A 13,499-nucleotide genomic window follows, 5' to 3' on the forward strand; every position below is an offset into this window, starting at 1 on the left:
CAGCCAGTTTGGGGTGACCATAGTGGTGGATGGGGCCGTATGAGGAAAGAGGTTCCCTCGGGTAACGCGGGCAACCCGGGTGACGTCGGTAACACACCAACCCGGCCCCTGCCGGGCCGGGTTGGTTCAGTCACCCTTGGCTGCGGCCGCGGTCACTCCTCGACCGTCAGCCCCTTCCGCAGCCGCACCAGTGTCCGCGACAGCAGTCGCGACACGTGCATCTGCGAGATACCCAGCTCGTCGCCGATCTCCGACTGGGTCATGCCCGCGACGAAGCGGAGGGAGAGGATCTTCCGGTCCCGGGAGGGCAGTTCGGCGATCAGCGGCTTCAACGACTCGACGTACTCGACGCCTTCGAGTTCGTGGTCCTCGTAACCGATGCGGTCCGCGAGGGCACCTTCGGCGTCGTCCTCCTCCGGCTGGGCGTCCAGCGAGGAGGCGGTGTACGCGTTGGACGCGGCCATGCCCTCGACGACCTCGTCGTTCGTGAGGCCCAGGCGCTCGGCCAGTTCACCCACCGTCGGCGCCCGGTCCAGCTGCTGGGCCAGCTCGTCGCCGGCCTTGGCCAGGTCGAGCCGCAGCTCCTGCAGTCGGCGCGGTACGCGCACGGACCACGAGGTGTCACGGAAGAAGCGCTTGATCTCGCCGACGATCGTCGGCATCGCGAAGGTCGGGAACTCGACGCCGCGGCTCAGCTCGAAGCGGTCGATCGCCTTGATCAGGCCTATCGTGCCGACCTGGATGATGTCCTCCATCGGCTCGCTGCGCGAGCGGAAGCGGGAGGCGGCGAACTTGACCAGGGCGAGGTTGAGTTCGACGAGCGTGTTGCGGACGTACGAGTACTCGTGGGTGCCTTCCTCCAGCGACTCCAGCCGCGCGAAGAGGGTCTTGGACAGGGCCCGTGCGTCCACCGGCCCCACCTCGTCGAAGGGCGGGATGTCCGGAAGCCCGGCGAGCAAGCCGTCAGGGTCGACGGGTACGTCGTGATGCTCGATGGGATCCAGATGTTCCGGGGGGGATGTCGACGTCGCCTCTTGGGTATGCGGTGCGTCGAGCCGGGGTGACATGATGTCCTCCATCGTTCTCGGCATATGTAATGGCTGCCGAAGCCAGTGCGTGCACTGCGGTGTGCGGCGCCTCCAAAGCCGGCCGTGGTTGAGTACGTGTCTCTACTAGCCCTACCCGCTTTCCCGAGCCGACCGCAAGTGTGTTCTGTGCGGTTATGTCCGTTTGCGTGTGATTGTTCGGGTGTCGGAGGGTGTGGAGAAGGCGTAGTGTTCGAGGGCGTCAGACAGCAGCCAGGACGTCGGGAGAGAGACGGCATGGACCGCAGGACAGTCGGCAGCGCACAGTCGGGCCGGCTTCTTGTCGAGGTGCGGGAAGAGGGCTCCAGCGCCGTCGTGATTCCGGCAGGTGAGTTGGATCACCACACGGCCGATTTGTTGCGTGAGCCACTCGAGGACTGCCTCGCCAAAGGATTCAGCCGGCTCGTCGTGGACTGCTCACGGCTGGAGTTCTGCGACTCCACCGGACTCAACGTCCTCCTGGGGGCGCGCCTGAAGGCCGAGGCGGCCGGGGGCGGGGTGCATCTCGCGGGGATGCTGCCGGTCGTGGCGCGGGTCTTCGAGATCACCGGGGCGGATGCGGTCTTCACCGTCCATGACACCCTGGACGCGGCTCTGGCGGACGAGACCGGCTGAGCCCGCTCGTCCCCCCTGTGACCGGCACTTTCCGGGTGTCACGCGTTTCGTGCCGAATACAGGGGTGTTCTGCCGGTCCGGTCGGGCAGGAGACATCCGTACTGACTGTTCGGTGAATGGCTTTGCGGTGGCACTCGTAGTGACACTTGCAGCGACACTTGCGGTGACTTTTTGAATTGTGAACTGGTGAATCGGTGAGGTGAAGCGCTGATGAGCACCACCCGGCCCTACTCGCCGGGCGACCGTGGCCCGGAGTCCAGCGGCGCTTCCGGGGCGTCCGAGGGGGGCGCGGACGTGCCGTCCGGGCCATCGGCGGGCCGGCAGGTCCGCACGCTGAGTTTCGACGGCGAGAGCGGTGTCGTCCCGCTCGCCCGCGACTTCACCCGCCAGGCGCTGTACGCGTGGGGCTGGCTGCCCGCCGCCACCGCCGATCAGCGGGCCGCCGCGGAGGATGTCCTTCTCGTGGTCTCCGAGCTGGTCACGAATGCCTGCCTGCACGCCGAGGGGCCGGACCAGCTCTGGATCGCCTGTGACAACAAGGTGATCCGGGTCGAGGTCTCCGACCGGGGGACGGGGCAGCCTGCGCCGCGGACGCCGCACAGGGCCGGCCGCCCGGGTGGTCACGGGATGTTCATCGTGCAGCGACTTTGTCTGGATTGGGGAGTTGTGCGTACTCCTGGGGTTGCCGGTAAGACGGTGTGGGCGGAGTTGGGGGCGCCCGCCTAGAGGGGTGCCGCTGCCTGTGATCTGGCGGCTGCCGGCCGTCTGTGGTTTGTTGCGCCCACGCGGCGGAGCCGCATATGGACACAGCCCCGCGCCCCTGAAGGGGCGCTTCCGCATCCCCACACTTCCAACACGCCCTTTGTCTTCCCTCCTCTGGGCCCCCGGCGTACCTTGACGGCCGATCTGATGTGCCGTCAGGAAATCGAAGGGGAGCGGAAATCGTGTCGTACCGGAAACGAACCGCCGCGCTCGCGTCCGCCGCGGCCCTGGCCGGCTCGGCGGTGCTGATGGCCGCCCCCGCCGCCCACGCCGAGGTCGTCGACGTGAAGTACCAGTGCAAGACGCCGATCGGTGACAAGAGCGCCGTCTCGCCCATCGACATCAAGGGCGTCAAGAGCGGCAGCGGCTACAAGATCACCATGTCCTGGCAGAAGGGCGTCTCGTCCAGCCCGGTCGAACTGGGCAAGGGCGCGATGAACCCGAGTGCCGTCGTCAAGCTGGGCGGCGCCGACAGCGGCACCGTGGCGGTGTCGGGGCCGGCCAACCAGGCCGCGATCCCGGCCGACACCCCCATCAAGATCAACGACCTGAGCGGCACGTACACCCCGAAGAAGTCCGGCAAGGTCACCTTCACGGCGGGCGTGCTCACCATCAAGGCGCTCGGCACGACGACCACGTGCACGCCCACCAACAGCCCCGGCCCGTCGCTGACCCTGGACGTCACCGCCGCCAGCGGCGCCTCCGACTCCTCCCCGAGCGACAGCGGCTCCGGCTCCGAACTCCCGCAGACCGGCCCCGAGGACTCGGCGATCGCCCTCGGCACGCTCGGCGGCACGGTGCTGCTCGCGGGCGCGGCGGGCGCGCTGTGGCTGACGAGGCGGAACCAGGCGGCTCGGCGCTGACCGGGCTTCTGGCCCACGCCCGCCCGTCGCCCGGCCACCGCCCCTCAACGAGGCGCTTCGCGCCGCACCTGCTTGATGGAGCCGCCGATGCCGTCCGCCGCCCGTGTCCTGTCCCTGACCCTGTTCGCCCTGCTGTGGGCGGCCCCGACGGCCACCGCCGCCGAGGGCTGGTCCCTCGCGCCCTTCGGCGGCCGGCCCGTCCTGTACGCCGAGGGCGAGCCCGGGGCGGTCCTCCAGGACACGGTGTCCGTGGCCAACCGCGGCGACAGGCCGGTCACCGTACGGCTGCACGCCGACGGCGTCACCTTCGCGGACGCCGCCGTACGCGTCCCCGCCCGCACCCGCGCCGACGTCCCCTTCACGGTGACCGTCCCGGCCGACGACCGCACCGCCGAGATCGTCGCGCGCGACACCGACGGCCGCACCCAGCAGATCCGTCTCCAACTCCGCGCCACCGTCCCGGAGTTGTCCGCGCTGACCGTCGAGCACGTGTCCGTCCGCGCCGACCGCATCACGTACGAGCTGGTCAACCGCGGTACGACGACCCTCGTACCGAAGCTCACCGTGCGCGCGGACGGCCTCTTCGGCCCGGTCCTCGACCGCGCCCCGCGCACGCTCCCCGTCGAGCTGCCCCCGGGCCGCCGCGTCGAGCTCGGCGAGCCATGGCATGACCGGCCCGCCCTGGACGCGGTCGACGTGCGTCTGACGGTCACGGCGGCGGGCGGCGCGCGCGACACGGCCGGCGCGTCGGCGTGGTTCGTGCCGTGGGGTGCGGTGGCGGTGGCGGTGGCGGGGGCCGCGGGTGCGGTGGCGGCGACGGGCGCCCTCATCGTCGTACGACGTCGAGGACGCCGTACGCCCGAGGGCGGCGAGGCACCTCAACCCCCACGCGCGGAAGCCGAGTTGACGGGAGCGATGACGTGAGCGGCAAGGTGCGGATTCCGGCGTTGGCGGCGGTGCTCGCGTTGTGCTTCGCGTTTCTGGCGGGCACGACTGCCGCGGCCGACGGGCCGACCGTGAAGCTGTCCAAGTCCCAGGCGGGGACCGGGGGTTCGATCACCGTGACCGGCGAGGGCTGGCGGGCGCGGGCGCTGCTGATGATCCTGGTCTGCGGGCAGTCCGTGCCGTCGCGGGGTGTGGTGGGTGGCACCAACTCCTGTGCCAACGCGGACGGCAGGGCCGTGACGACCGACTCCGCGGGCCGTTTCAGCCGGAGGCTGCCGGTCGCCGAGCCGCCGGTGCCGTGCCCGTGCGTCGTGCACGTGGCGACGGTGACCGGGGCGAAGGCCGAGGCCGACGCGATCTTCCAGGTGGCCGGGCACGCGGTCGAACCGCTGCCCGCGGAGACGTCCGGCGGACGCCTGTCCGTCCTCACCGACACCCGGCTCGACGGCTCCAGCGGGCTGCTGACCTGGTTCGGGGCGCCGCCCGCCCGCACCCTCGTCTTCACCGTCGGCAACGTCGGCACCTCCACCGTCAAGAACCCCGTCTTCCAAGTCGGCACCGCCCACGGCGTGTTCGCCCCGCAGTGGGAGGAACAGCAGTGGCGGGGCACGATCCAGCCCGGCAAGAAGGCGCGGATCGAGCTGCCCGTCGAGCTGCCGGGCGGCGCGCACGGCGACTACACGGTGTCGCTGAAGTACGGCGGGAAGGTCCTCGCCGAGCAGCCCTGGGGCGTGGGCCGGCCCTGGGGCGTGACCCTGTTCTGGGTCCTGGTCTGCATCGTGGTGCCGGCCGCGGTGTTCCGCGCCGGGATGGCGGTGGTGGACCGGGTGCGGCCGCGCCGCAGGTCCGGCGGCATTCGTCACCGAGAGCTGCGGATGCCCGAACTCTCCCTGCGCCTGCCCGGGTTGAAGCGCCGGACCGAGGCGCCCACCCCTGACACCACCTCGACCCTGCCGTGGTTCACCCCGGATGCCGATCCGGGGACGGCCGGTCGGCTCTCCGCACCGCACGACGACAGCCCGACGAGTCCTACGGCTCCCACGAGTCCTACGACTCCCACCCAGAAGGGACACCCGTGAGCATGCGAAGGAGAGTCACACCGGCCACCGGGCCGAGAAGAGCGGGCGCGGCGGGCCCAGGAGGTGCCGGTGAGGTTCAGGCACGCCCCCACGCCGCCCGGCACGCAGTCTCGCCGCACCGGCCAAAGGTCCTGGTAGCTCTGCTGCGAGCACCTTCATCCGGCACGCCGAGAGCACACACCGGCTGCGACACCGGCCGCTGCCGCTGTGGGCGCGGGAACGCACCCGCACCTCACCGGCACCGCCTCGCGCTGGCGCTCGGCGGGGCGGTCGTCCTGCTGGGCGTGGCCGCGGTGCCCGCGCAGGCCGCGGAGGTGTCGTTCGCGACCCACTGCGTGCCGCCCGCCGGGATCGACCCCGTCGACGGCACGTCCACGGTGGAGATCACCGCGCCGGCGACCGCGAAGGTGGGTGACGAGGTCGAGGTGGTGTGGAAGTTCGTGCAGGCCGCCTCCAAGAACCCCGACATCATCGACCTGCCGGAGAACTCGGTCCAGCCGTCCGGCACCCTCAAGGCGGCCGGGGCACAGACCACCGACATCGCGATGACGGGGCCGCGCGAGAACCCCGCCATCCCCAAGGGCGGCGACATGGTGCTGGCCGACATGAAGGGCACGCTGAAGCTGACGGCGCCCGGAGAGGTCACGCTGACGCCGGACGCGTACACCGTCAACGCCATGTCGACGAACACGGAGTGCTCGCCGACGGAGACGGTGGGGTCGGCGGCGACCATCAACGTGGAGGAGGGGGACGGGAGTTCCCCGACGCCGACCACGTCCGCCGAGCCGACCGACAGCGCCACGCCGACCGACGGCGCGACCCCGACCCCGAGCACGAGTCCGAGCGCGACTGAAACCGGCGGCGGCCAGACCGACTTCACCGGCAAGGAGGTCGAGATCCCCTACACCTGCGACTCGCCCCTCGGCGAGAAGAAGGCGACCTCCCCGATCCAGATCAACGCCAAGAAGGACGGCGGGAGTTACGACCTCACCGTGAAGTTCGGCAAGTCGGTGATGGACAGCCCGGCCGACATCCCGGCGGACTCGGTCAAGCCGTCGATGGAGGTCGTCCTGGGCGGCGACGACACGGGCACGGTCCACGTCGAGGGCCCGACCAACTCCGAGGCCATCAAGTCCGGCGACCCGATCGAGATCCCCGACCTGACCGGCACCTACAAGCCGGGCGCGACCGGTTCGTCGACCCTGTCACCGGGCGTCCTCACGATCGAGGCCCTCGGCACGACCACGACCTGCAAGCCGGACAAGACGTCGGTCTCCCTGACCCTGGACACGACGGAGCAGGAGGGCGGCGCGGCCGGCGGCTCTTCGAGCACGGGCGGTTCGTCGAGCACGGGCGGTTCGTCGAGCACGGGCGGTTCGTCGAGCACGGGCGGTTCGTCGACCGACGGTGGTCTGGCGGCGACCGGCGCTGATGATCACGCCGCGCTGAAGGCCCTGGGCCTGGTGGCAGGGACGGCAGTCCTGCTGGGCGCGGCGGTGTTCACGTTCATGCCCGGACGAAGGGCACGCTGACCGACCTCAGGGGCGCGGGACTGTATCCATATGCGGCTCCGCCGCGTGGGCGCCCAGCCACACAGAGCGACGGGGCCGTCGGAACCCACCTGGGTTCCGACGGCCCCGTCGACTCGGGCCCACGGCTAGCGAACGCTGCCCATGAGCTCCTTGACCTTGTTCCGGTACATCCACACCGCGACACCGGCGACCACGGCAAGCGTGGCCTCCAGGGCGACGACACCCGTCTTGTTGAGGTCGACACCGGCGATGGACAGCAGCCCCGTCGTGGCGTCACCCGCGGTGACCGCCAGGAACCACACACCCATCATCTGCGAGGCGTACTTCGCGGGCGCCATCTTCGTCGTCACCGACAGGCCCACCGGGGACAGCAGCAGCTCACCCACGGTCTGGACGAAGTAGATCGCCACCAGCCACATCGCGGCCGCCTTGTGACCGCCCTCGGCGATCGACAGCGGGGCGAGGAAGAGGAAGAAGGACGCGCCGACCAGGACCAGACCCGAGGAGAACTTCACGATCGTGCTGGGCTCCTTGCCGCGCCGGTTCAGCGCGAGCCAGAACCAGGCGAAGACCGGGGCCAGGGCCATGATCAGGACCGGGTTGACCGACTGGTACCAGGAGACCGGGAACTCCCAGCCGAAGACGGTGTTCTCGGCGGAGGCGTCGGCGAAGATCGACAGGGTCGAGCCGCCCTGGTCGTAGATCATCCAGAAGACGGCCGCGGCGACGAAGAACCAGATGTACGCCGACATCGACTTCTGCTCGGTGCGGTCCAGGCCCTTGTCGCGCTTGATGCGGGTCAGCACCATGACCGGGATGATCACGCCGAGCAGGGTCAGCGGGACCAGGATCCAGTTCAGCGTGTAGTGGCCGGAGAAGCCGACGATCGCGTAGAAGACGACGGCGATGCCCGCCCAGATCGCGGCCTTGCGGAGGGTGGAGGCCTTCTCCTGGTCCGACAGCGGGGTCGGGACGACGCTGGAGCGGTCGGCCAGGTGGCGGCTGCCGATCAGGAACTGGGCGAGACCCAGCGCCATGCCGACCGCGGCGAGCGCGAAGCCCAGGTGCCAGTTGACGTTCTCGCCGATGGTGCCGATGACCAGCGGCGCGGCGAACGCACCGAGGTTGATGCCCATGTAGAAGACGGTGAAGCCACCGTCGCGGCGGGCGTCGTCCGGGCCCTCGTAGAGGTGGCCGACCATCGTGGAGATGTTGGCCTTCAGCAGACCCGAGCCGATCGCCACGAGACCGAGACCGGCGTAGAAGGTGCCGGAGTTCGGCAGGGCCAGCGTGAGGTGGCCGAGCATGATGACGCCGCCGGCGACGGCGACGGTCTTGCGCGGGCCCCAGACCCGGTCGCCGAACCAGCCGCCCGGCATCGCCAGCAGGTACACCAGTGAGACGTACACGGAGTAGATCGCGGTCGCGGTCGCCGCACTGAGGTGCAGGCCGCCCGGGGCGACGAGGTACAGCGGGAGGAGAGCCCTCATGCCGTAGTAGGAGAAACGCTCCCACATCTCGGTCATGAAGAGAGTGGCCAGTCCGCGGGGGTGGCCGAAGAAGGTCTTCTCGGAACCGGGGGTGCCCGGAGTCACCGAGTCCTTCGTCAGGCTGGACGCCATGGTCGTTCCTTGCTGCTCGGGACGCGCTTGTGCTTGAGCGGCTGCCACGCGCCCGGTGGTCGCCGTCCCCTCCTGGGGGACCGGCCACAGGTCGTTCCTTTCAAGGCTGGCCGAGCCAGCCCGCACACAAAAGAGACCTTCAGCGTCAAATCCTCGCCAAAGGTCCCCACGGTGCTACAGGCGTTCAATCACCATACGACAGGACACAGCAGGATATGGAAGGACTTGAGACGCGGATCACAGGTGACAGGGGAACCGTACACACCTTTTCTAAGGTGTCTGCACCCTTCACACCGCACAGACACAGGTTCGCCCCGGTAAGCCCAAAGGTAAGAATCACGGGGTTGCGATCACACCCCAGCACCTGTCAAGGGCGGTCTACCATCAGGTCATGACCCGTGTACTGCTCGCCGAGGACGATGCGTCCATTTCGGAGCCGCTGGCCCGCGCCCTGCGCCGGGAAGGGTATGAGGTCGAGGTGCGGGAGGACGGCCCCACCGCACTCGACGCCGGCATCCAGGGCGGCATCGACCTGGTCGTGCTCGACCTGGGGCTGCCCGGCATGGACGGCCTGGAAGTGGCCCGCCGGCTGCGTGCCGAAGGCCACGCCGTACCCATCCTCATCCTGACCGCACGCGCCGACGAGGTGGACACCGTCGTCGGCCTCGACGCGGGCGCCGACGACTACGTCACCAAGCCCTTCCGGCTCGCCGAACTGCTCGCCCGCGTGCGGGCGCTGCTGCGGCGCGGTGCCGCGGAGCCGGCGCAGCCGCCCGCCACGCACGGTGTGCGCATCGACGTCGAGTCGCACCGCGCCTGGATGGGCGAGGAGGAGTTGCAGCTCACGGCCAAGGAGTTCGACCTGCTGCGGGTCCTCGTGCGGGACGCCGGTCGGGTCGTCACCCGTGACCAGCTGATGCGGGAGGTCTGGGACACGACCTGGTGGTCGTCGACCAAGACGCTCGACATGCACATCTCGTGGCTGCGGAAGAAGCTCGGCGACGATGCCGCGAATCCCCGGTACATCGCCACCGTGCGTGGGGTCGGGTTCCGGTTCGAGAAGAGTTGAGTTCGCGGGTTGCGCCGTGGTGGCTTGTGTGGGTGCGCGGCTGACCGTCGGCGGTGGCTGGTCGCGCCCACGCGGCGGAGCCGCAAATTGGGACGGCCCCGCGCCCCTAAGGGCGCGATTCCCGCACCGTTCGTCATAGAGCCACTGCCCGGAGGGACCCGTGCGTCGCCGTCTTATCCAGTCCACGCTTGCCGTCGTGCTCGTGGTCATCGCCGTGTTCGGTGTGTCCCTCGTCATCGTCGAGACGCGCACCATCAGCAACAGCGCGCAGGAGCGGGTGGACTCCGAGGCGATCCGGCTGGCCGGGATCGTGGACAGCAGGCTGTTCGCCGCGGAGGACGTCACGGCGCAGGTCCTGCGGGACCAGGTCGCGCAGGATCGATACGCCGTGATCCGGATCCCGGGCAGGTCACCGATCGAGGTCGGGACCAAGCCCACCGGTGACGTCATCAGCTCGACGGAGGAGGGCGAGGAGGGCGAGACGGTCACCGTGCAGGAGCCGCGCTCCTCGGTGACCCGGGAGGTCGGACGTACGCTCCTGATCATCGGGCTGGTCGCCCTGCTCGCGGTGATCGCCGCGGTGCTGCTGGCGATCCGCCAGGCCAACAAGCTCGCCTCCCCGCTCACCGACCTCGCCGAGACCGCCGAACGCCTCGGCTCCGGCGACCCGCGCCCACGGCACAAGCGGTACGGCGTCCCCGAACTGGACCGGGTCGCCGATGTGCTGGACTCCTCCGCCGAGCGCATCGCCCGCATGCTCACCGCGGAACGCCGGCTCGCCGCCGACGCCTCCCACCAGCTCCGTACGCCGCTGACGGCCCTCTCCATGCGCCTGGAGGAGATCACCCTCACCGACGACCCGGACACGGTGAAGGAGGAGGCGAACGTCGCGCTGACGCAGGTGGAGCGGCTGACGGACGTGGTCGAGCGGCTGCTGACGAACTCCCGCGACCCCCGTACCGGCAACGCCGTCACCTTCGACCTCGACGAGGTCATCCAGCAGCAGCTCGCCGAGTGGCGGCCCGCCTACCGCGGCGTCGGCCGGGCGATCGTCAGCTCCGGCAAGCGGCACCTGACGGCGGTCGGCACGCCCGGCGCGGTCGCGCAGGTGCTGGCCGCGCTGATCGAGAACTCCCTCATGCACGGCGGCGGCACCGTCGCCCTGCGTACCCGTGTCACCGGCAACCAGACCGTCATCGAGGTCACGGACGAGGGGCCCGGTGTCCCGGCCGACCTCGGGGCGCGGATCTTCGAGCGGACCATCAGCGGCCGCAACTCCACGGGCATCGGCCTGGCGGTGGCCCGGGACCTCGCGGAGGCCGACGGAGGGCGCCTGGAGATGCTCCAGACCAAGCCGGCGGTGTTCGCCCTGTTTCTGTCGCGTACGCCGCTGAAGAAGTCGGTGACGGAGGACGAGGAGCCGACGGTCCGCTGAGCGGGTCCGGCGAAATCCACTCCGGGTTCGGCAGCGCCCCGTAAGGGGCGCGGGGCTGTATCGATTTGCGGCTCCGCCGCGTGGGCGCGACCAGCCCCCACCGGCCCGCGGTAAATGAACTGCATACCCAGCGGAGCGTCAGCGCACCGGCAGCTTGGGCCGGGGCTTCGGCGCCGCCCTCTCGGCCTCTTCCAGGAATGACTCCGCGCTCGCCACGGCCTCCCGGGCCGGCAGGGTCTTGAACACCCACGAGCGGTACGACCAGAACCGGAAGAGCGTCGCGACGCCGATGCCGAGGAACTTGAAGACGTTGCTCTGCAGCGGGCTGTCCCAGCCGAAGCCGTACGTCGCCGCGTAGAGCACGCCGTTCTCGATCACCAGGCCGACCGCGCTGAACAGCAGGAACAGGGTCAGTTCCTTGGTGCGGCCGCTCTTGTCACGGTCCCGGTACGTGAAGTAGCGGAAGCCGATGTAGTTGAAGACGATCGCCACGACGGTGGCGATGATGCTCGCTCGCACGACCGGCAACTCGGTCAGATGCCGGACCAGGTTGAACACGACGAGATTGACCAGAAGTCCCGCACCGCCGACGGCGCCGAATTTGGCGGCCTCGCGCACGAGCCTTCGCAGCCCTGAGGAACCACGTCCCATGGTCGTACAGTCCCCCAGTCGGTCGGTTTGAGCAACCGTCGGTCGGATTCGTCAACCCAACCATGCTAACCATCCCCCTTGTCGGTTGCCTGTGGACGAACTCACAGAGACCGGTAAGAGGTGCGGTAAGAGGAGCGGAATCCGGCCGCCGTGGCGCGGCCGATACCCTGGGGGCGTGACGTTCCCGGTAGTCGGCATGGTCGGCGGGGGGCAGCTCGCTCGTATGACACACGAGGCGGGCATCCCGCTCGGCATCAAATTCAAGCTTCTCAGTGACACCCCACAGGATTCCGCGGCGCAGGTCGTCAGCGATGTCGTCATCGGCGACTATCGCGACCTCGACACGCTGCGTGACTTCGCGCGGGGCTGCGACGTGATCACCTTCGATCACGAACACGTACCCACCGAGCACCTGAGGGCCCTGGAGGCGGACGGTATCCCCGTCCGCCCCGGCCCCGACGCGCTCGTGCACGCCCAGGACAAGGGCGTGATGCGGGCGAGGCTCGACGCGATCGGGGTGCCGTGCCCACGGCACCGCATCGTGAGCGACCCGGCGGACGTGGTCGCCTTCGCGGCGGAAGGCGACGGCTTCCCGGTCGTCCTCAAGACCGTCCGCGGCGGCTACGACGGCAAGGGCGTGTGGGTCGTCGACTCCGTCGAGGAGGCCGCGGACCCCTTCCGCGCCGGCGTGCCCGTGCTCGCCGAGGAGAAGGTCGACTACGTCCGTGAGCTCGCCGCCAATGTCGTACGGTCCCCGCACGGCCAGGCCGTCGCCTACCCGGTGGTCGAGTCCCGGCAGGTGAACGGCGTCTGCGACACGGTGATCGCCCCGGCCCCCGACCTGGACGAGACCCTGGCGCTGCGGGCCGAGGAGATGGCCCTGCGCATCGCCAAGGAACTGGACGTCGTCGGCCACCTCGCCGTCGAGCTGTTCCAGACCCGCGACGGCCGCATCCTCGTCAACGAGCTCGCGATGCGCCCGCACAACTCGGGCCACTGGACGCAGGACGGCGCGATCACGTCCCAGTTCGCCAACCACGTCCGCGCGGTCCTGGACCTCCCGCTCGGCGACCCCCGCCCGCGCGCGAAGTGGACGGTCATGGTCAACGTGCTCGGCGGTGACTACCCCGACATGTACTCCGCGTATCTGCACTGCATGGCCCGTGACCCCAAGCTGAAGATCCACATGTACGGCAAGGACGTGAAGCCCGGACGCAAGGTCGGCCACGTCAACACCTACGGCGACGACCTGGACGACGTCCTCGAGCGCGCACGTCACGCAGCCGGCTACCTGAGAGGCACGATCACAGAATGAGCCCCGTTGTTGGCATCGTCATGGGGTCGGACTCCGACTGGCCCGTCATGGAGGCCGCCGCCCAGGCCCTCGACGAGTTCGAGATCGAGTACGAGGTCGACGTCGTCTCCGCGCACCGCATGCCGCGCGAGATGATCGCGTACGGCGAGGAGGCGGCCGGGCGCGGACTCAAGGTGATCATCGCGGGCGCCGGGGGCGCCGCCCACCTCCCGGGCATGCTCGCCTCGGTCTCCCCGCTGCCGGTCATCGGCGTGCCGGTCCCGCTGAAGTACCTCGACGGCATGGACTCGCTGCTGTCGATCGTGCAGATGCCGGCCGGTGTCCCGGTCGCCACCGTCTCCGTCGGCGGCGCGCGCAACGCCGGTCTGCTCGCGGCCCGGATCCTCGCCGCCCACGACGAGGAACTCCTCCGCCGTATGCGCGAGTTCCAGCAGGAACTCAACGACCAGGCCACCGAGAAGGGCAAGCGCCTGCGGACCAAGGTCGAGGGCGCGGGCAACGGCTTCGGCTTCGGGAATTGAATGCT

13 protein-coding genes are annotated in these 13,499 nt (G+C 69.8%); 10 read left to right on the plus strand and 3 right to left on the minus strand.

Annotated features, from left to right (window positions below; genetic code table 11):
- Window positions 1-152: 152 nt before the first annotated feature.
- Window positions 153-1,079: an RNA polymerase sigma factor SigF gene (locus IG08_RS0119145; RefSeq protein ID WP_030603590.1), complete on the minus strand. Its 927-nt coding sequence runs from the start codon at window positions 1,077-1,079 to the stop codon at window positions 153-155.
- Between the two features lie 243 nt (window positions 1,080-1,322).
- Between IG08_RS0119145 and IG08_RS0119150 the strand changes: the two genes are divergently transcribed.
- The 6 genes from IG08_RS0119150 to IG08_RS0119175 all read left to right on the plus strand — a co-directional run bounded on the left by IG08_RS0119150 (window position 1,323) and on the right by IG08_RS0119175 (window position 6,881).
- Entirely contained in the window at window positions 1,323-1,700 is a 378-nt protein-coding gene (locus IG08_RS0119150; protein ID WP_030603593.1) for an STAS domain-containing protein, read from the plus strand.
- Window positions 1,701-1,910: 210 nt separating this feature from the next.
- Window positions 1,911-2,426 (plus strand): ATP-binding protein, encoded by a 516-nt coding sequence (locus IG08_RS0119155; RefSeq protein WP_030603597.1) that lies wholly within the window; start codon window positions 1,911-1,913, stop codon window positions 2,424-2,426.
- Between the two features lie 218 nt (window positions 2,427-2,644).
- On the plus strand, window positions 2,645-3,325 hold the full coding sequence (locus IG08_RS0119160) for an LPXTG cell wall anchor domain-containing protein (RefSeq protein WP_030603600.1): 681 nt from the start codon (window positions 2,645-2,647) through the stop codon (window positions 3,323-3,325).
- 87 nt (window positions 3,326-3,412) lie between these two features.
- Window positions 3,413-4,249 (plus strand): COG1470 family protein, encoded by an 837-nt coding sequence (locus tag IG08_RS0119165; RefSeq protein ID WP_030603603.1) that lies wholly within the window; start codon window positions 3,413-3,415, stop codon window positions 4,247-4,249.
- Window positions 4,246-5,349: a hypothetical protein gene (locus tag IG08_RS0119170; protein WP_030603606.1), complete on the plus strand. Its 1,104-nt coding sequence runs from the start codon at window positions 4,246-4,248 to the stop codon at window positions 5,347-5,349. The genes IG08_RS0119165 and IG08_RS0119170 overlap by 4 nt, the downstream gene beginning before the upstream one ends.
- 284 nt (window positions 5,350-5,633) lie before the next feature.
- On the plus strand, window positions 5,634-6,881 hold the full coding sequence (locus IG08_RS0119175; RefSeq protein WP_234342910.1) for a hypothetical protein: 1,248 nt from the start codon (window positions 5,634-5,636) through the stop codon (window positions 6,879-6,881).
- 125 nt (window positions 6,882-7,006) lie between these two features.
- Here IG08_RS0119175 and IG08_RS0119180 read toward each other — a convergent pair whose 3' ends face one another.
- Entirely contained in the window at window positions 7,007-8,503 is a 1,497-nt protein-coding gene (locus IG08_RS0119180; RefSeq protein WP_030603612.1) for an oligopeptide:H+ symporter, read from the minus strand.
- A gap of 391 nt (window positions 8,504-8,894) precedes the next feature.
- Here IG08_RS0119180 and IG08_RS0119185 point away from each other — a divergent pair, with 391 nt between their 5' ends.
- Together IG08_RS0119185 and IG08_RS0119190 are read left to right on the plus strand one after the other, a co-directional pair.
- Window positions 8,895-9,572, plus strand: coding sequence for a response regulator transcription factor (locus IG08_RS0119185; protein WP_030603615.1), 678 nt, complete (start codon window positions 8,895-8,897; stop codon window positions 9,570-9,572).
- Window positions 9,573-9,732: 160 nt separating this feature from the next.
- Entirely contained in the window at window positions 9,733-11,007 is a 1,275-nt protein-coding gene (locus tag IG08_RS0119190) for an ATP-binding protein (protein ID WP_030603618.1), read from the plus strand.
- Window positions 11,008-11,145: 138 nt separating this feature from the next.
- Here IG08_RS0119190 and IG08_RS0119195 read toward each other — a convergent pair whose 3' ends face one another.
- Complete coding sequence (locus IG08_RS0119195) at window positions 11,146-11,658, minus strand: GtrA family protein (protein ID WP_030603621.1); 513 nt, start codon at window positions 11,656-11,658, stop codon at window positions 11,146-11,148.
- Between the two features lie 175 nt (window positions 11,659-11,833).
- Between IG08_RS0119195 and IG08_RS0119200 the strand changes: the two genes are divergently transcribed.
- Window positions 11,834-12,973 (plus strand): 5-(carboxyamino)imidazole ribonucleotide synthase, encoded by a 1,140-nt coding sequence (locus IG08_RS0119200; protein WP_030603624.1) that lies wholly within the window; start codon window positions 11,834-11,836, stop codon window positions 12,971-12,973.
- Entirely contained in the window at window positions 12,970-13,494 is a 525-nt protein-coding gene (gene purE, locus IG08_RS0119205; RefSeq protein WP_078655648.1) for a 5-(carboxyamino)imidazole ribonucleotide mutase, read from the plus strand. The genes IG08_RS0119200 and purE overlap by 4 nt, the downstream gene beginning before the upstream one ends.
- The last annotated feature ends 5 nt before the right edge of the window (window positions 13,495-13,499 follow it).

The organism is Streptomyces fulvoviolaceus, assembly GCF_000718165.1.
Lineage (GTDB): Bacteria > Actinomycetota > Actinomycetes > Streptomycetales > Streptomycetaceae > Streptomyces > Streptomyces fulvoviolaceus.

What these genes read in the sequence shown, in the direction of transcription:
- IG08_RS0119145 (WP_030603590.1), bottom strand. Translation starts at nt 1,079, where the DNA reads ATGGAGGACATCATGTCACCCCGGCTCGACGCACCGCATACCCAAGAG.
- IG08_RS0119150 (WP_030603593.1), top strand. Translation starts at nt 1,323, where the DNA reads ATGGACCGCAGGACAGTCGGCAGCGCACAGTCGGGCCGGCTTCTTGTC.
- IG08_RS0119155 (WP_030603597.1), top strand. Translation starts at nt 1,911, where the DNA reads ATGAGCACCACCCGGCCCTACTCGCCGGGCGACCGTGGCCCGGAGTCC.
- IG08_RS0119165 (WP_030603603.1), top strand. Translation starts at nt 3,413, where the DNA reads ATGCCGTCCGCCGCCCGTGTCCTGTCCCTGACCCTGTTCGCCCTGCTG.
- IG08_RS0119180 (WP_030603612.1), bottom strand. Translation starts at nt 8,503, where the DNA reads ATGGCGTCCAGCCTGACGAAGGACTCGGTGACTCCGGGCACCCCCGGT.
- IG08_RS0119185 (WP_030603615.1), top strand. Translation starts at nt 8,895, where the DNA reads ATGACCCGTGTACTGCTCGCCGAGGACGATGCGTCCATTTCGGAGCCG.
- IG08_RS0119195 (WP_030603621.1), bottom strand. Translation starts at nt 11,658, where the DNA reads ATGGGACGTGGTTCCTCAGGGCTGCGAAGGCTCGTGCGCGAGGCCGCC.
- purE (WP_078655648.1), top strand. Translation starts at nt 12,970, where the DNA reads ATGAGCCCCGTTGTTGGCATCGTCATGGGGTCGGACTCCGACTGGCCC.